Below are 16,163 nucleotides of genomic sequence, written 5' to 3'. Positions count from 1 at the left end.
CACAAACAGCAGGCACGCATTAACCGGCGTTATTCGCCCAGGTAATGCATTTGAAATATCGGATCATCGCGACCGAAAAGGACCGCCACGGCCCAATCGGGCCATGTTTCAAAATGTCGCGTGCCATCGATTTTTATGACGCAGACGACTACCGGCACCGGCTCTTCAGCTACCGGCATCAGCCGTAACGGATCTGTTGGATGACGCTTGGCCACGGAATGGGGAATTCCGCATGGCGTACGGAAAATACGCTAAGACTATTCCCCTATCCCGTTTCCGACTTGGAGTGTCCATGCCTGAACGGGAGCTTGTCCATCGGGGGAAATGTGCTTTGCATCACAGCTTGTGCAGCGCAGCAAAGTTTTGCCGGAAAATGAGAAATTAATAGCGAAGAAAACGTCAACGGCAAATCGACGCAATACACGCGATTTTCAACAGCATGAAAGCCGCGTCAATGCGCCGATTATCCAGGCGCATTAACAATCGAATCATGAAATGCCCGTCAATTCACTAATGTGAAATAGCGGACCGACATGACTTGATAATGGCGTCCGCGCGCCTTTTCATTGAAATACTATGCAAGCAATGGCGCCGTTGGTATCGGGGCGCGGACGCATCGACACATCCCAGCCATACAGCTCGCACAGGCGCCGCACGATGGCCAGGCCCAGCCCTGCGCCGCTGCCGCCCGCGCCTTCGCCGCGCACGCCGCGCTGGAACAGGCGCTCCGCATCTTCCGGCCGGATACCGGGGCCGGTGTCGATCACTTCGATGCGGTTCTGGTCGACCTTCACCGTGACCTGGCCTTCCAGCGTGTACTTGATCGCATTGCCGATCAGGTTGGTCAGCGCTACCGACAGCACCGAAGCCGGTGCGTTGATGCTCAGCGACCCGGTCACCACCAGCTCCACGCTGAGCGGCTTGTCGCGCATCTGCGGGCGCTGGCTTTCGATCACGTCGGCAGCCACCTTGGCCACCTCGGTGGTCTCGCCACGGGTGGGGCCGCGGCGCTCGGCGCGCGACAGCAGCAGCAGCGCTTCGATCAGTTCGGTGGCCTGGCGCGAGGCGCGCTCGATGCGCTTCAAGCGTTCGCGCAGCTTGTCGGTGAGATCTGGCGAGCCCTGCAGCAATTCGGTGGTGCTGGCGATCACCGCCAGCGGCGTACGTAGTTCGTGGCTGACGTCGGAATTGAACTCGCGGTCGCGCTCGACCATCGAGGTCAGGCGGTTGGCGTATTCGTCCAGGGCCAGCGCCAGCTCGCCCACTTCGTCGTCGGCGAAATGCGGCGCCAGCGCCTCGGCCTTGCCGTTCTTGCGGAACTCGCGCAGCTGCTGGGCCAGCTCGCTCACCGGCTTGAGCACTTTGCGCGACAACCACAGCCCCAGGGCCAGCGAGATCAGGCCGAACAGGAACACCGCCCCGAGCACCGCCGTCAGCAGCTGGCGCTTGCCCAGTTCGTCGCGCGAGACGTCGTACTGGATGAAGCTGAGCACGCCATTCTTGCGGCGCACGGCCAGCTTGTAGTGGCGCGGCTTGCCGTCCGGCCCGGTCTCGAACATGTCGTGCACGCCGGTATCCAGGCCCTGCCACGACAGTGGCGCCTTGTAGATGGTCCGGTCGCTCCAGGAAGCCGCCTTGATGATCTCGAACGCCGGCGCCCGGTCCGGATGGGCCAGGACTTGTTCGTTGAGGCGGTCGACCTCGTCCTGCAGGGCGGCGGTGATGAGCTGGTTCTCGACGCGCTCGCGGATATTGAGCGCGGCGAAGGCAAACAGGGCGCTGAGGCCGAACCCGAACAGCGCAAAGCTCAGGACCAGGCGAAAACGAAGCTTACGTCTGGACCGCATCCGGGTCGACCATGCGATATCCGATACCGTGCCGCGTGTGGATCAGCGGCTTTTCAAAAGGTTTGTCGATCGCCGCGCGCAGGCCGTGGATATGCACGCGCAGGCTGTCGCTGTCGGGCAGTTCCTCGCCCCACACGCGCTGTTCGAGATCCTGCCGCGTCACCACCGAGGGGCTGGCTTCCATCAGCGCCTGCAGCAGCTTCAGGCCGATCGGGTTGAGCTGGATCGACTTGCTGTCGCGGGTGACGGTGAGCGTGTCCAGGTTGTAGGTGAGGTCGGCCACTTTCAACACGCGACTCTGCGGGCCCTTGCCGCGGCGCGCCAGCACTTCCAGGCGGGCGGCCAGTTCCTGCAGCGCGAACGGCTTGGTCATGTAGTCGTCGGCGCCGGACTCGAAACCGGTGAGCTTCTGCTCCAGCGCGTCGCGCGCGGTCAGCATCAGCACCGGCGTCTGCTTGTGCGCTTCGTGGCGCAGCTTGCGCGCCACGTCCAGGCCGTCCATGCCGGGCAGGGTCAGGTCCAGCACGATCACGTCGAAATCGTTCACCACCGCCAGGTGGAGGCCGGTTACGCCGTCACCGGCGAAGTCGACCACATGGCCGCGATCCTCCAGGTAATCGCCGATATTCGTTGCGATATCGCTGTTGTCTTCGATCACCAGTACGCGCATACGCCACTCCGTGTCGCCGCCGGCTTGGGTCCGGCCATGGCAGCAAGCTTAACAATTTGCGCCGGGGAAGGTGGGCGCGAGGCCGGCAGCAGGCTGAATGTCTTGCGGGACCCTGGCGGCGACCCAAAAGAAAAGGCCCGGAGGCGCGGCGGGAAGCCGTTCCATCCGGGCCCAAGCTACTGCCCCGATACCGAAATCTGCTGTCACCAGACCATAGCGGTTGAAGTGCCAAGCAAATTGCAGTGGAACCTTTATAGGGGCGGTGGAGTTACGGTGGGGTTAACCGGCACGGAGGCCACCGTTAACCGTTCAGCGTGTCGCCGCTCAGCGGCTCGATGCTTTCCGCTGGTGCTGCTCGAGATGCTTGATGATGTGCGCCGACACGTCGACGCCGGTCGCCGCCTCGATACCCTCCAGGCCCGGCGACGCATTCACTTCCAGGATCAGCGGACCGCGCTTGGAACGCAGCAGGTCGACACCCGCGATACCCAGACCCAGCGCCTTCGCCGCGCGGATCGAGATCTGCCGTTCTTCCGCACTCAGGTTCGCCGCCTGCGCGCTGCCGCCGCGATGCAGGTTGGCGCGGAAGTCGCCGGGGCTGGCGTCGCGCTGCATCGCCGCCACCACCTTGCCGCCGACCACGAAGCAGCGCAGGTCGCTGCCGTTCGCTTCGCCGATGAATTCCTGCACCAGGAAGTTGGCGTACAGGCCGCGGAATGCCTCGATCACGCTCTGCGAAGCGCTGCGCTTTTCCGCCAGCACCACGCCGGTGCCCTGGCTGCCTTCGTTGAGCTTGATGACATGCGGCGGGTCGCCCAGCATGGCCAGCACGTCCGAGGTGTCGTCCGGGTTGTCGCCGAACACCGTCACCGGCATGTCCAGGCCCTGCGAGGCGAGGATCTGCAGCGCGCGCAGCTTGTCGCGTGCGCGCAGCACCGCGTCGGAAGGATTAGGCGTGTACACGCCCATCATTTCCAGCTGGCGCAGCACCGCGGTGCCGTAGAAGGTGCTGGTGGTGCCGATGCGCGGGATCACCGCATCGATGTCCTTCAGCGGCTTGCCCTTGTAGCGGATCGCCACGTCGCCGGGCGCGATGCGCACATAGCAGCGCAGCGGATCGAGCACGCGCACGATGTGGCCGCGCGCGCGCGCCACCTCGACCAGGCGCTGGGTGGAATACAGGCGGGAATTGCGGGAGAGGATCGCGATCTTCATGGGACATCCGTGGCCGCGAGGGGGTAGCGCGGCTGGGTGTAGGAGAGGGCCGGGTCCACCACGAAGCGCCCGTACAGCGCCGTGCGTCCCAGCAACATGGGGAACAGCATATGCCGTCGATCGGTCAGGTTGACGTCGACGCTGAAGCTACGTCCGGCCAGCACCAGGCCGGTGCGGATGAACCAGCGTTCGGTGCGCAGGCCGCCGGTATCGGTGACCGCGCGGCGGTCGTGTGCCGGCGCCTCGCATAGCTGGTCCACGCGATGGCTGCGGCCGGTGCGCACGACGAAGCGCAGCCAGGTGGCGCCGTCGCGTTCGAAGGTTTCCAGTTCCTCGACGTGCAGCGCACTGCTGCGCGCGCCGGTGTCGAGTTTGGCCTTGAGCGAGTGAATGCCGAGGTCCGGCAATGCCAGTCGCTCCCGCCAGCCGAGTGTGATCGCATCCGCCATCTTCAGCGCACTGATTCGGGAGAGGGGCTCGGTGGGGCGAGGGCGGGAATGGAGCGGGTGAAGGGAATCGAACCCTCGTCAGTAGCTTGGGAAGCTACAGCTCTACCATTGAGCTACACCCGCATCGACGGCGGATGGTAACCGGGAGCCGTGCGCTTGGGAACAACCCGGCGGCGGGCGCCCGGCCGCCGCGTCCTAACGCGCGGTGAACCGCAGATGGCGGCCGGCTGAATCGCTCGGCGGGATGAACGAATTCCTTGCGCGCGGCGCCTATCGCCGCATGCACATAATCGGGCCGTCGGCGTCCGGCCATCCTCATGCGTTTTTACGGACGTCATCAACGCGCAACGCTCTGGAGAACGTCATGCGTCTTCCCTCTTCCTTCATGACACGCGGCTGGCCGCGGGCAGCGCTGGCGCTGCTCCTGCTGGCGCCGCTGTGGTGCGCGGCGGGCCTGGTCCAGGCCCAGTCGCAGCCGCCGGACAGCGACGGCGGCGATCCGCCTTCGCGCGTGGCGCGGCTTTCCTATCAGTCCGGCGATCTGGGACTACTCCCAACCGGCACGCAGGACTGGAGCGACGCCAGCCTCAACCGCCCGCTGACCAGCGGCGACCGCCTGTCCAGCGGTGCGGACGGCCGTGCCGAACTGGAGCTTGGCGGCGGCAGCCTGCGCATCGCGCAGAACACCGACTTCGGCCTGCTCGACCTCAACGACCAGGTCGCCCAGGTGGAACTGACCCAGGGCACGCTCAACCTGGCCGTGCGCAACCTCGGCGAGGGCGAGAGCTACGAGATCGACACGCCGACCGCCGCGCTGGTGATCAATCAGCCGGGCACCTTCCGCGTCGATATCGACCGCGACGGCCACACCACGGATGTCACCGTGTTCCGCGGCCAGGCCACGCTGTACGGCGAGAACAATGCGCAGCGCATGGTCAATGCCGGCACGCGCTATGTCATCGGCGACGCCGCGCTGACCCAGGTCACGCTGGAGGACATCGGCAACCGCGGCGACGCCTTCGACGACTGGTGCTACCAGCGCGACCAGCGCTATGCGAATTCGCCAAGCCGGCGCTATGTGTCGGACGACGTGGTCGGCTACCAGGACCTCGACAATCACGGTGACTGGCAGACCGATCCCGACTACGGCGCCGTGTGGTACCCGTCGCAGGTGGCCGCGGACTGGGCGCCGTACCGCGACGGCCACTGGGCCTGGGTCGGACCGTGGGGCTGGACCTGGGTGGACGATGCGCCGTGGGGTTTCGCGCCGTTCCACTACGGTCGCTGGGCCTTCGTCGGCCGTCGCTGGGGCTGGGTGCCGGGGCCGGTCGCGGTGCGCCCGGTGTATGCGCCGGCGCTGGTCGCCTTCGTCGGCGGCGGCAACTGGAATGTGTCGATCGGCATCGGTGGCGGCGCGCCGGTGGGCTGGTTCCCGCTCGGCCCGCGCGAGGTCTACAACCCGTGGTATCGCGCCAGCCGCAACTACTACACCAACGTCAACGTCACCAATATCTATGTGCACAACGTCAATCGCACCACGGTAATCAACAACATCAACAACCAGTACAACTATTTCCGCAACGGGCGCCCGGCGCCGAACGTCGCTTACGCCAACCGCGGCGTGCCGCACGCCTTCAGCGCCGTGCCGGGCCGCAGCTTCGCCAGCGCGCAGAACGTGCGGCGCAACCTGGTGCAGGCCGATCCCGGCCGCTTCGCCGCGGCGCCGGTACTGGCGCGTGGCGTGGCGATCCAGCCGACGCGCGCCAGCTTCGCGCCGCCGCGCGCGGCCAATGCGCGGCCGCTGCCGGAAGCGGGTTTCCAACGTGAGGTGGTCGCGCGCCGTGCGCCGCCGGCTAATCCTGCCGCGCGCCCAATGGCGGACGATGCACGCCCGAACCGCTTCGGCCAGCGCCCCGGCATGCCGGTCGCGCCGCCGTCGAACGTGCGCGTGCTCGGCAGCACCGGCCCGGTGGGCCCCAGCGGCGTCAACCGTCCGATGCCCGGCCGCGACACCGCCGCCACCGTGCCGGCGCGCCTGCCGCCGGTCGGCAACCGCCCGGACAACCCGGCCGCGCCTGCCGACAACACGCCACGCCGCTTCGAGGCCAACGGCCGTCCGGACAACGCTGCGAACGTGCCCAATGCACGCCCGGACATGCGTCCGAACGAACTGCCCTCCGCCCGTTTCGCCCACCCCGACGCGGGCGACCGTGCCGCCTGGCAGAACCGCCGCGACGGCGGACAGCCGATGCCCAATGGCAACAACCCGCGCCCCGGCGTGAGCTTCGTGACCAATCCCGAGCAGGACCGCGCCCGCCAGGCGCAGCCGCAGCCGCAAGCCACCCCGCAGCCGCGCGCCCTGCCCGACGTGCAGCGCTTCAACCGCCGCGACGAACCGGGCGCCGCACCGGAGGCGCGTCAACCCCGCTTCGAGCAGCAGCCCAATCGCCCGGATGAGCGTCGGGTCGAACGCCCGCAGCCCATGCCGGAGAACACCGCCCCGCGCGACTTCCGCCAGGCCCAGCCGCAGCCTTCGTTCCGTCAGGAACGCAGCGAACCGCAGCAGCCGCAACAGCAGCCGCAGCCGCGCATCGAACGCGCCCCGCCGCAGCGCGCCGAGCCGATGCCGCAGCCCAGCCTGCGCGAAGCCCGCCCGGCCTTCGAGCGGCCCAACCCGCCGCCACCGCCGCAGCCGCAAGCGCAGCCGCGCGAGCAGGCCCGCCCGCAGCCGGCGCAGGGCCAGAACCATGGCGGCGAGCACCGGCCGCCGCCGCGCAACAAGGACGAACACCAGAACTAGCGCCACCCACGAGCCCGGCACCTGCCGGGCTCTCTTTTTGGGCATGGCCGCCGCAGCGGCTACAATGGCGCGATGCAGATCATGCTCAATGGCAGCCCACGCGACTGCGCCAACGCCATCACCGTCGCCCAGCTGCTGCAGGAAGCCGGCTACGGCGAGCGCCGCGTGGCGGTGGAAGTGAATCGCGAAATCGTCCCCCGCAGCATGCACATCCGCTGGGTCCTCGCCGAGGACGACCAGGTGGAGATCGTGCACGCCATCGGCGGCGGCTGATGCCCCGCCCATCCCTCCGCGCAGTCGAGACCCCATGAACACCAAGACCCACGACGTCGCCGATCCGCTGGTCATCGCCGGCAAGAGCTACGCCTCGCGCCTGCTCACCGGCACCGGCAAGTACAAGGATTTCGACGAGACCCGCCGCGCCACCCAGGCCGCCGGCGCGGACATCGTCACCCTGGCGATCCGCCGCGTGAACATCGGCCAGGACGCCAGCCAGCCCAACCTGCTGGACGCGCTGCCGCCGAGCGAATTCACCCTGCTGCCCAACACCGCCGGCTGCTACAACGCGGTCGACGCCGTGCGCACCTGCCGGCTCGCGCGCGAGCTGCTGGACGGCCACAAACTGGTGAAGCTGGAAGTACTCGGCGACGAGCGCACCCTGTTCCCCGACGTGGTGGAAACCTTGAAGGCCGCCGAGACCCTGGTCGCCGACGGCTTCGACGTGATGGTCTACACCAGCGACGACCCGATCCTGGCCAGGCGCCTGGAACAGATCGGCTGCGTGGCGGTGATGCCGCTGGCCGCGCCGATCGGCTCGGGGCTGGGCATCCAGAACCGCTACAACCTGCTGGAGATCATCGAGCAGGCCAAGGTGCCGATCATCGTCGACGCCGGCGTGGGCACCGCTTCGGACGCCGCCATCGCGATGGAGCTGGGCTGCGACGGCGTGCTGATGAACACCGCCATCGCCGGCGCCAGGGACCCGGTGCTGATGGCGCATGCGATGAAGCTGGCGATCGAGGCCGGCCGCGCCGCCTTCCGCGCCGGCCGCATCCCGCGCAAGCGCTATGCCTCGGCGTCGAGCCCGCTCGACGGCACCATCGGCTGAGCATGAGCGCGCACAGCGAAGACAGCGCGCCGTACCTGCGCCGTATCCGCAGCTTCGTGCTGCGCGAGGGCCGCATGACGCCGGCGCAGCAGCGCGCCTTCGACGAACACTGGACGCGCTTCGGCATCGACTACGCCGAAGCCACGCAGGACTACGCCGCGCGCTTCGGACGCCAGGCGCCGCTGGTGATGGAGATCGGCTTCGGCAACGGCGAGGCGCTGGCCTGGGCCAGCGAGCACGATCAGGCGCGCGACTACCTCGGCATCGAAGTGCACGGCCCGGGCGTGGGCCGGCTGATGAATGCGCTGGCGGCGCGCGACGCTGCCAACGTGCGGCTGTACAAGCACGACGCGGTGGAAGTGCTGGAACACGAGATCGCCCCTGGCACGCTGGCCGAGGCGCGCATCTGGTTCCCCGATCCCTGGCACAAGAAGCGCCACAACAAGCGCCGCATCGTGCAGCCGTCCTTCGTGGCCTTGCTGGCTTCGCGCATGGCACCCGGCGGCCTGCTGCACCTGGCCACCGACTGGCAGCCCTACGCCGCGCACATGCTCGAGGTGATGGAAGCGGCCCCGGACTGGCGCAACGACGTCGGCCCCGGCCAGTACGCCGAGAAACCGGCGTGGCGCATCGAAACCCACTTCGAACGGCGCGGCCTGAAGCTGGGCCACGGCGTATGGGATCTGCTGTATCGCCGTAAGTAGCGCGCCAGGCACATATGCCCGGCCCCAGGACGGCTCCGATTCACCAGTAAAGCAGTTGCACCGCCTATACTCGCCGACCAGAGCAAGCTGACAAAAACAGGGACGAGTCTTCGCAGCGTGACGCAAGCACTGCCCAACGCCATCCACCCTCGTCCTCTGGTCCGACAGGAAGCCAGCTAGTGGGACTCTCGCTCACCCCCGAAATGGTCCTGGTGCTCGGGCTGGTGGGCTTCACCATGCTGATGCTGGTGCTGGAGTGGATCCGCGCCGACATGGTGGCGCTGCTGGTGGTGGTGGTGATCGGCCTCACCGGCCTGATTCCTTCCGAGCGCGTATTCAACGGCTTCGCCGGCAACGCGGTGATCGCGATCATCGCGATCATGATCATGGGCGCAGGGCTCGACCGCGCCGGCGTGCTCGGCCTCACCGCCAACTTCGTGATGCGCATGGCGCGCGGCGTGGAATCGCGCCTGGGCGTGGTGATCAACCTGGTCACCAGCCTGTTCAGCGCGGTGATCCCCAGCCAGGCGCTGGCCGCGCTGATGATCCCGGTCACCAGCCGCCTGTCCGCGCGCACCGGCGTGCCGCTGTCGCGCCTGCTGCTGCCGATGGCGTTCTGCATCCTGACCGCGACCAACACCACGCTGATCGCCAACTCGCCGCTGATCGTGCTCAACGACCTGATCGCCAGCGCCAACGCCAACCTGCCGCCGGGCGCGCACACCATTCCGAAGTTCGGCTTGTTCAGCGTGACTCCGGTGGGCCTCGCGCTGGCGCTGTTCGGCGTGCTGTTCTTCTATCTGTTCACGCGCAAGCTGCTGCCCGAGCGCGAGGACGAGCGCCTGAAGGTGACGCCGGGCCGCACCGAGAGCTACTTCGCCGACACCTATGGCATCGGCGGCGAGACCGCCGAGCTCACCGTCACCGCGGAAAGCCCGCTGGTCGGCATGAGCATCGGCGAAGTGGAACAGTTGTACGGCGCGCCGCTGATCCTGGCGATCAAGAGCGGCACCGAGGCGCGCATGGCGCCGCCGGTGGACCATGTGATCTGGGTGGGTTCGGTGCTGGGTGTGCTCGGCCCGCGCGACCAGTTGAGCCAGTTCGCCAACAACCAGCTGTGCAAGCTGTCGCCGCGCATGCGCCAGCTCGGCGAACTGTTCAACTCCAGCCGCGCCGGCATTTCGGAGGCGGTGATCCCGCCCAGCTCGCGCTTCATCAAGCAGAGTGTCGCCGAGCTGCGCCTGCGCAAGCGCTACGGCATCTCGGTGCTGGCGGTGAACCGCGGCGACCAGGTGTTCCGCGACGACGTGCGCGCGGTCAGCCTGCGCGCCGGCGACACCCTGGTACTGCACAGCAGCTGGCGCGACCTGGGGCTCGCCTCCGAGGACAAGGACCTGGTGGTAGTCACCGACATCCCGAAAGAGGAACAGCGCCCCGGCAAGATCTGGCAGGCGGTGGGCTTCTTCGTGCTGGCCAAGTGCCTGGCCCTGTTCACCCACCTGGACCTCTCGGTGGCGATGATGACCGGCGCCATCGGCATGCTGCTCACCGGCGTGCTGAACATGGACGAGGCCTACAAGGCGATCAACTGGAAGACCATCTTCGTCACCGCCTGCCTGATTCCGCTGGGCTGGTCGATGGACGCCACCGGCACCGCTGCGTGGCTGGCGCAACAGGTGCTGCAGCATCTGGGCAATGCCTCGCCGTACGTGCTGCAGCTGTGCCTGGCGGTCCTCACCCTGCTGTTCTCGCAGGTGATGTCCAACGTGGGCGCGACGGTGATGATGGTGCCGATCGCGATCAGCGTGGCGGTGGCCACCGGCGGCAACCCTTCGGCGTATGCGCTGATCGTGGCGGTGTCGTCGTCCAACACCTTCCTGCTCAGTTCCGGCCATCCCGCCCTGATGATGGTGGCCGGCCCCGGCGGCTACCGCGGCAAGGACTTCCTGCGCGTGGGCCTGCCGCTGACCGCGATGGTGCTGTTGATCACCCTGGTGGCGATCAACCTGATGTTCCGCTGATTCAACCCAGCCGCACGTCGCCTTCGACCACTTCGACCGCCACCGCGCGCAGATGCTCGCCGCGGCAGGGGCCGCCGATGCACAGGCCGTCCGCGGTGTTGAAACTGGCGCCGTGCGCGGCGCAGACCAGCACGCCGTCGCGGACCAGGAACTTGCCCGGCGCCCAGTCCAGCCGCCGGCCCGCATGGGGGCAAACATTGAGATAGGCATGCGCGGCGGCGCCGTGGCGGACCACGATCAGGCTTTCCTCCCCTTCCGGCAGCGCGGCATCCACGGCGATCGCTTCGCCGTCGGGGATGTCGTCCAGGCGGCAGAGCGGCGGGGCGGGGGTGGCTGTATCCATCGGCACTTGTCTCTGGCGGGTGAAAGCCGCATCGTTACGGACGTAAGTCATTGATTTTACCACACGGATTTTTAACACATGCGCTTCACGCTGCCGTCTCCGCGTCGTTCCCGCCACCCGCTGGTGCGTGCCTTGTCGCTGTTGATCGGCGTGGCGCTGGTGGGCGTGTTGCTGGTGTTCGGTCTGGTCGTGGCCGGCGTGTTGCTGGTCGGTGGCGGCCTGTGGCTGGCCCTGCGCCAGTGGACCCGCAAGAGTAATGCCTCCGCCGGCGCGCCGCGCGCCGCCGCGGATGCGCGCCAGCCGGAAGTGCTGGAAGGCGAGTTCGTGGTGCTGCACCAGACCCACCACCACGTGGCCCGCTGAGCGACGCCGCGCAAGAAGCGGATAGTCCCGCCCGCCCCGGATGGCTAGCCTGATGGCATGGACATCCGCACCGCTCCCATGAATCACCGCCAAGGCACCGAGGCCGCGCTCGAACGCGTCCGCGACCTGATCGAGCACGCCGAGCAGGCACCCAGCCTGGAAGCCCTGGCCGAGGCCGCCGGACTCAGCCCCACCTATCTGCAGCGCGCGTTCCGCCGCCGCTACGGCATGAGCCCGGCCGAATACCACCGCGCGCGCCGCTTCGGCCAGCTCAAGGCCTCGCTGCGCGACGGCGCGGCCGTCACCGATGCCGTCTACGACGCTGGCTTCGGCTCCGGCAGCCGCGTCTACGAGCACAGCAACCGCCTGCTCGGCATGACCCCGGCCAGCTATCGTGCCGGCGGCCTGGGCGCCAGCATCCGCTACACCACCACCGACACCCCGCTCGGCCGCCTGCTGGTGGCGACCACCGCGCGCGGGATCTGCTCGGTGACGCTGGGCGACGACGATGCGGACCTGCAGCACCGCCTGCGCGACGAATTCCCGCAGGCCGAACTGGAACGGGTCGATGCCGGCCGCGAGGAATGGCTGGACGCGGTGATCGCCCGCATCGCCACCGAACTCGGCTGGACCGATGCCGCCGCCCCCGCGCTGCCGCCGCTGGACATCGCCGCCACCGCCTTCCAGTGGCGCGTGTGGGACGCCCTCACCCGCATCCCCGCCGGCAGCACGCGCAGCTATGGCGAGATCGCCGCGGAACTGGGCATGCCCAAGGCAGCACGCGCGGTCGGCCAGGCCTGCGGCAACAACCGGGTGGCCCTGATCGTGCCCTGCCATCGCGTAGTGCGCGAGGACGGCTCGGTGGGCGGCTGGCGCTGGGGCGTGGAGCGCAAGCGCGAGCTGCTGGTGCAGGAACGGCGGCGGGCTTCGGCCTGAGCCTGAACCGGGTAAATCCAGGTCCGGCTTGACCGCTGCTCAAGCTAGCCTTGCAAACCGCTCGCTACTCGTCGTCCGGGCCACGCATTATCTTGCTGGGCCGGTAGACTGATTGCCGCGCCCACTCTCTCGCGCCATTCCCCGCCATGACCGACCAGTCCGTCTCCAACGCCGCTCCCGCGGCGCAAAGCCCATTCGCCGACGCGCGCGTGATGATTCCACTCGCGCTGTTCGCGCTGTACATCATCTGGGGCTCCACCTATCTCGGCATTCGCTACGCGCTGGCGAGCTATCCGCCGTTCCTGCTCGCCGGCATCCGCTTCCTGTGCGCCGGCGTGCTGCTGTTCGGCTTCCTGCGCCTGCGCGGCGTGGCCATGCCCAGCGCGCGGCAATGGCGCAATGCCGCCATCACCGGCGTGTTGCTGCTGGGCTTCGGCAATGGCCTGGTGTGCTTCGCCGAACAGAGCGTGAGCTCCGGCATCGCCGCGGTGGCGGTGGCCAGCCTGCCGCTGTTCGCCGCGCTGTTCTCCGGCCTGTACGGACAATGGCCGAGCGGGCGCGAAAGCATCGGCCTGGTGATTGGCTTCGCCGGCGTGGTGGTGCTCAACCTGGGCAGCAGCCTGTCGGCTTCGCGCATCGGCGCGATCGCGCTGATCGTGGCCGCCGCCAGCTGGGCCTTCGGTTCGATCTGGAGCAAGCGCCAGGACATGCCCGCCGGCCCGATGAACACCGCCGCGCAGATGCTGTGCGCCAGCGTGGCCCTGCTGCTGGTCGGCTTCGGCACCGGCGAGCGGCTGCCGGCGCATCCCACCCTGCACGCCACGCTGGCGGTCGGTTACCTGGTGGTGTTCGGCTCGCTGATCGCGTTCAGCGCCTATCTCTATGTGCTCAAGCATGCGCGCCCGGCGGTGGCCACCAGCTACGCCTACGTCAATCCGCCGGTGGCGGTGCTGTTCGGCGTGCTGCTGGCCGGCGAGCACGTCGGCCCGTACGACATCGCCGGCATGGCGGTGATCCTGCTCGGCGTGGCGATCATCACGCTGTTCAAGCAGCGCGCGAAGGGCTGACGACCAAGATCGTATTGCCGCTGCTCCGGCACTGATTCACCATCCTCGCGTTTGGACTTGACCTCAACCTTCACGGAGGAACCCTTCTCCCTCCGGGAGAAGGTGGCGGCAGCCGGATGAGGGTTCGGCCGGAGTGCAACGTTTCACTCCGCCCGTACCCTCACCCCAACCCCTCTCCCAGAGGGAGAGGGGCTCACGTCATCGCGGGGAGAAACGTCGATGCAAAACACCAACGAAGGTGCCCTGGCCCGCGCGGCCCTGCGCAGTTCGGCCTGGGCCGAACGCTGGTTTCCCGATGCCTGGGTGTTCGCCGCGCTGGGCGTGATCCTGGTCGCCGCTGCCGCACTCGCTTTCGGCGCCACGCCCACCGTCACCGTCAACGCCTTCGGCGACGGCTTCTGGAGCCTGATTCCCTTCACCATGCAGATGGCCTTCGTGGTGATCGGCGGCTATGTCGTCGCCACCGCGCCGGTGGTCGCGCGCTTTATCGACCTGCTGGCGCGCGCGCCGCGCAGCGGCCGCGGCGCGGTGTGCTACGTGGGCCTGGTCAGCATGCTGGCCTCGCTGCTGTCCTGGGGTTTTTCGCTGGTGTTCGGCGGCTTGCTGGTGCGTGCGCTGGCGCGGCGCACCGATCTGCGCATGGACTATCGCGCCGCCGGCGCAGCGGCGTATCTGGGGCTGGGTGCGGTGTGGGCGATGGGGCTTTCCTCGTCGGCCGCGCAATTGCAGGCCAACCCCAAGAGCATGCCGCCCGGGCTGCTCAACATCACCGGCGTGCTGCCTTTCAGCCAGACCATCTTGCTGTGGCAGTCGATCGTGCTGACCGGCGTGCTGATCGCGGTGTCGCTGGTGATCTGCTGGTTCACCGCGCCCTCCGGCGCGAGCGCGCGCACCGCGGAAGATTTCGGCGTGAGCGAAACCACCGCCACCGCGCCGCTGCCGCCGCGCACGCGGCCCGGCGAATGGCTGGAATACAGCCCGCTGCTGTCGCTGCTGATCGGCCTGCTCGGGCTGGGCTGGCTCGGCTATGAATTCGCCAGCAAGCCGGCGGTGACGGCCATCGCCAATCTCAACACCTACAACTTCCTGTTCCTCACCGTGGGCCTGCTGCTGCACTGGCGTCCGCGCAGTTTTCTCAACGCGGTGGCGCGCGCGGTGCCGAGCACGGCCGGCGTGCTGATCCAGTTCCCGCTGTATGGCGGCATCGCCGCACTGCTGACGCATGCGCCAGGCATGGGCGGCGATACGCTGGCGCATCGCCTGTCCGGGCTGTTCGTGCATGTCGCTTCCACCGACAGCTTCACCCTGGTGATGGGTGCGTACTCGGCGATCCTCGGCTTCTTCGTGCCTTCCGGCGGCGGCAAGTGGCTGGTGGAAGCGCCGTACGTGATGCAGGCGGCCAACGACCTGCACGTGCATCTGGGCTGGGCGGTGCAGGTCTACAACGCCGCCGAGGCGCTGCCCAACCTGATCAATCCGTTCTGGATGCTGCCGCTGCTGGGTGTGCTGGGATTGAAGGCGCGCGACATCGTGGGCTTCACCTTCATCCAGCTGGTGGTGCACGTGCCGCTGGTGCTGGGCCTGCTGTGGCTGCTGGGCATGACCCTGACTTATGTGCCCCCGGTGATGCCATAACGCGCAGCGCAGGTTGGGGTGAGCGCAGCGAACCCCAACGGATGTCCCGATGTACCCGGGCGCCACGTTGGAGTTCGCCTACGGCTCACTCCAACCTACGCATCAGGCTGCGTTGACGCTGGCTTTGAGGGCCGCAGCAAGAATGCGCACCGCCTCGCGCGTACGCGGATCGGCGGCACGCTGGTGCAGCACGATCCGCGTCAATGGCATGCGCGGCAAACCCAATTGCTCGCCCACGTCGACGATCGAAGGCGGACACACGCGCCGCGGCAACGGCGCCACCGCCAGACCCGCACAAGTCGCCGCGACTACTGCCGGCAGACCGCCGCCGACGAACACCTCGGTCCACGCCACGCCTGCATCGTCCAGCGTCTTCAAGGCCATCGCGCGCACCGCGCAAGGCGCAGCCAGTGCAGCCAGACGCAAGGGCTCGCCGGACGGCTGCTTCCAGTCCGGCAGCGCGTACCAGGCGTAGGGCTCGGTAAACAGCAACTCGCCACCCGGGCGGCCATCGGCAGCGCAGACGATGGCCGCGTCGAGTTCGTCGCTGTCATAAGCGGTCATCAGGCTGGCGGAAGATCCGATGCGCACCTCGATGCGCAGCGAGCGATCATAGGCGCCGACCTTTGCCAGCAGATGCGGCAGCTCGGTGCCCGCCGATTGATCGCTGATCCCCACGCGCAAGCTCAAGCGCGCCTCGCTGCGGCCGTGCAGGGCCCGCTCATGCGCCTCCAGCAGATCGCGTGCCGCATCGAGAAACGCGGCGCCCTCCTGCGACAGCCGCACGCGCCGCGGCGTGCGCTCCAGCAGGCGGCGCCCGAGCCGTTCCTCCAGTCGCTTCAGCTTGAGGCTGACCGCCGATTGGGTGGTATCCAGCGCCTCGGCCGCGCGGGTGAAGCTGCTCAGATCGGCCACCAGTACGAAGGCCTGCACCGCATCCAGGTCCAGCGGCCGGATCGGCGAACCATTTTCGATTGTCATGATTGAAATATCCGTCAATCAGTT

Annotated in this window: 16 protein-coding genes and 1 tRNA gene; 9 read left to right on the top strand and 8 right to left on the bottom strand. The window is 68.0% G+C overall.

The window, feature by feature from the left end; all coding sequences use genetic code 11:
• Window positions 1-29 precede the first annotated feature (29 nt).
• The 6 genes from AB4083_RS07220 to AB4083_RS07195 form a co-directional block, all read right to left on the bottom strand.
• Window positions 30-215 (bottom strand): hypothetical protein, encoded by a 186-nt coding sequence (locus AB4083_RS07220; protein WP_441607089.1) that lies wholly within the window; start codon window positions 213-215, stop codon window positions 30-32.
• A gap of 348 nt (window positions 216-563) precedes the next feature.
• Entirely contained in the window at window positions 564-1,847 is a 1,284-nt protein-coding gene (locus AB4083_RS07215; protein WP_441607088.1) for a sensor histidine kinase, read from the bottom strand.
• Window positions 1,831-2,517, bottom strand: a complete 687-nt coding sequence (locus tag AB4083_RS07210; protein WP_441607087.1) for a response regulator transcription factor — start codon at window positions 2,515-2,517, stop codon at window positions 1,831-1,833. Before AB4083_RS07210 ends, AB4083_RS07215 begins: the two co-directional genes overlap by 17 nt.
• 324 nt (window positions 2,518-2,841) lie before the next feature.
• Window positions 2,842-3,732 carry a 30S ribosomal protein S6--L-glutamate ligase gene (gene rimK, locus AB4083_RS07205; protein WP_441607086.1) on the bottom strand — a complete coding sequence of 297 codons (891 nt, stop codon included), beginning with the start codon at window positions 3,730-3,732 and terminating at the stop codon, window positions 2,842-2,844.
• Complete coding sequence (locus AB4083_RS07200) at window positions 3,729-4,181, bottom strand: ATP-dependent zinc protease family protein (RefSeq protein ID WP_441607085.1); 453 nt, start codon at window positions 4,179-4,181, stop codon at window positions 3,729-3,731. Before AB4083_RS07200 ends, rimK begins: the two co-directional genes overlap by 4 nt.
• Before the next feature lie 49 nt (window positions 4,182-4,230).
• Window positions 4,231-4,304: transfer RNA gene (locus tag AB4083_RS07195), tRNA-Gly, on the bottom strand.
• A 241-nt stretch (window positions 4,305-4,545) separates the two neighbouring features.
• On the opposite strand from AB4083_RS07195, the gene AB4083_RS07190 reads away from it, so the two are divergent.
• The 5 genes from AB4083_RS07190 (at window position 4,546) to AB4083_RS07170 (ending at window position 10,814) form a co-directional block, all read left to right on the top strand.
• Window positions 4,546-6,981, top strand: a complete 2,436-nt coding sequence (locus tag AB4083_RS07190; RefSeq protein WP_441607084.1) for a DUF6600 domain-containing protein — start codon at window positions 4,546-4,548, stop codon at window positions 6,979-6,981.
• A 72-nt stretch (window positions 6,982-7,053) separates the two neighbouring features.
• The gene (gene thiS / locus AB4083_RS07185; RefSeq protein WP_441607083.1) at window positions 7,054-7,254 is read left to right on the top strand and encodes a sulfur carrier protein ThiS; all 201 of its coding nucleotides are present in this window, start codon (window positions 7,054-7,056) and stop codon (window positions 7,252-7,254) included.
• Window positions 7,255-7,288: 34 nt separating this feature from the next.
• Complete coding sequence (locus AB4083_RS07180) at window positions 7,289-8,089, top strand: thiazole synthase (protein ID WP_441607082.1); 801 nt, start codon at window positions 7,289-7,291, stop codon at window positions 8,087-8,089.
• 2 nt (window positions 8,090-8,091) lie between these two features.
• A complete protein-coding gene (gene trmB / locus AB4083_RS07175; protein WP_441607081.1) occupies window positions 8,092-8,793 on the top strand; it encodes a tRNA (guanosine(46)-N7)-methyltransferase TrmB in 702 nt (233 codons plus the stop codon).
• 203 nt (window positions 8,794-8,996) lie between these two features.
• Window positions 8,997-10,814 carry an SLC13 family permease gene (locus AB4083_RS07170; protein ID WP_441607198.1) on the top strand — a complete coding sequence of 606 codons (1,818 nt, stop codon included), beginning with the start codon at window positions 8,997-8,999 and terminating at the stop codon, window positions 10,812-10,814.
• A gap of 1 nt (window position 10,815) precedes the next feature.
• Here the strand turns inward: AB4083_RS07170 and AB4083_RS07165 are convergent, their stop codons facing one another.
• Window positions 10,816-11,157 carry a Rieske (2Fe-2S) protein gene (locus tag AB4083_RS07165; protein ID WP_441607080.1) on the bottom strand — a complete coding sequence of 114 codons (342 nt, stop codon included), beginning with the start codon at window positions 11,155-11,157 and terminating at the stop codon, window positions 10,816-10,818.
• A 78-nt stretch (window positions 11,158-11,235) separates the two neighbouring features.
• Between AB4083_RS07165 and AB4083_RS07160 the strand changes: the two genes are divergently transcribed.
• The 4 genes from AB4083_RS07160 (at window position 11,236) to AB4083_RS07145 (ending at window position 15,158) form a co-directional block, all read left to right on the top strand.
• Window positions 11,236-11,520, top strand: a complete 285-nt coding sequence (locus AB4083_RS07160) for a hypothetical protein (RefSeq protein WP_441607079.1) — start codon at window positions 11,236-11,238, stop codon at window positions 11,518-11,520.
• A 78-nt stretch (window positions 11,521-11,598) separates the two neighbouring features.
• A complete protein-coding gene (locus tag AB4083_RS07155; RefSeq protein WP_441607078.1) occupies window positions 11,599-12,456 on the top strand; it encodes a methylated-DNA--[protein]-cysteine S-methyltransferase in 858 nt (285 codons plus the stop codon).
• Window positions 12,457-12,602: 146 nt separating this feature from the next.
• On the top strand, window positions 12,603-13,523 hold the full coding sequence (gene yedA / locus AB4083_RS07150) for a drug/metabolite exporter YedA (RefSeq protein WP_441607077.1): 921 nt from the start codon (window positions 12,603-12,605) through the stop codon (window positions 13,521-13,523).
• Between the two features lie 219 nt (window positions 13,524-13,742).
• Window positions 13,743-15,158 carry a short-chain fatty acid transporter gene (locus AB4083_RS07145; RefSeq protein ID WP_441607076.1) on the top strand — a complete coding sequence of 472 codons (1,416 nt, stop codon included), beginning with the start codon at window positions 13,743-13,745 and terminating at the stop codon, window positions 15,156-15,158.
• A 102-nt stretch (window positions 15,159-15,260) separates the two neighbouring features.
• Here the strand turns inward: AB4083_RS07145 and AB4083_RS07140 are convergent, their stop codons facing one another.
• Window positions 15,261-16,139, bottom strand: coding sequence for a LysR family transcriptional regulator (locus AB4083_RS07140; RefSeq protein ID WP_441607075.1), 879 nt, complete (start codon window positions 16,137-16,139; stop codon window positions 15,261-15,263).
• Between the last annotated feature and the right edge of the window lie 24 nt (window positions 16,140-16,163).

This window comes from Dyella sp. 2RAB6, from assembly GCF_052115385.1.
In the GTDB taxonomy this organism is placed as follows: Bacteria; Pseudomonadota; Gammaproteobacteria; order Xanthomonadales; family Rhodanobacteraceae; genus Dyella_D.
Note: the sequence above shows the minus strand (reverse complement) of the source record. Positions and strands in the feature narration are given on the sequence as shown.

What these genes read in the sequence shown, in the direction of transcription:
- yedA (WP_441607077.1), top strand. Translation starts at nt 12,603, where the DNA reads ATGACCGACCAGTCCGTCTCCAACGCCGCTCCCGCGGCGCAAAGCCCA.
- AB4083_RS07165 (WP_441607080.1), bottom strand. Translation starts at nt 11,157, where the DNA reads ATGGATACAGCCACCCCCGCCCCGCCGCTCTGCCGCCTGGACGACATC.
- thiS (WP_441607083.1), top strand. Translation starts at nt 7,054, where the DNA reads ATGCAGATCATGCTCAATGGCAGCCCACGCGACTGCGCCAACGCCATC.
- AB4083_RS07180 (WP_441607082.1), top strand. Translation starts at nt 7,289, where the DNA reads ATGAACACCAAGACCCACGACGTCGCCGATCCGCTGGTCATCGCCGGC.
- AB4083_RS07190 (WP_441607084.1), top strand. Translation starts at nt 4,546, where the DNA reads ATGCGTCTTCCCTCTTCCTTCATGACACGCGGCTGGCCGCGGGCAGCG.
- AB4083_RS07140 (WP_441607075.1), bottom strand. Translation starts at nt 16,139, where the DNA reads ATGACAATCGAAAATGGTTCGCCGATCCGGCCGCTGGACCTGGATGCG.
- AB4083_RS07210 (WP_441607087.1), bottom strand. Translation starts at nt 2,517, where the DNA reads ATGCGCGTACTGGTGATCGAAGACAACAGCGATATCGCAACGAATATC.
- trmB (WP_441607081.1), top strand. Translation starts at nt 8,092, where the DNA reads ATGAGCGCGCACAGCGAAGACAGCGCGCCGTACCTGCGCCGTATCCGC.
- AB4083_RS07215 (WP_441607088.1), bottom strand. Translation starts at nt 1,847, where the DNA reads ATGCGGTCCAGACGTAAGCTTCGTTTTCGCCTGGTCCTGAGCTTTGCG.
- AB4083_RS07155 (WP_441607078.1), top strand. Translation starts at nt 11,599, where the DNA reads ATGAATCACCGCCAAGGCACCGAGGCCGCGCTCGAACGCGTCCGCGAC.
- AB4083_RS07160 (WP_441607079.1), top strand. Translation starts at nt 11,236, where the DNA reads ATGCGCTTCACGCTGCCGTCTCCGCGTCGTTCCCGCCACCCGCTGGTG.
- AB4083_RS07170 (WP_441607198.1), top strand. Translation starts at nt 8,997, where the DNA reads ATGGTCCTGGTGCTCGGGCTGGTGGGCTTCACCATGCTGATGCTGGTG.
- AB4083_RS07200 (WP_441607085.1), bottom strand. Translation starts at nt 4,181, where the DNA reads ATGGCGGATGCGATCACACTCGGCTGGCGGGAGCGACTGGCATTGCCG.
- rimK (WP_441607086.1), bottom strand. Translation starts at nt 3,732, where the DNA reads ATGAAGATCGCGATCCTCTCCCGCAATTCCCGCCTGTATTCCACCCAG.
- AB4083_RS07145 (WP_441607076.1), top strand. Translation starts at nt 13,743, where the DNA reads ATGCAAAACACCAACGAAGGTGCCCTGGCCCGCGCGGCCCTGCGCAGT.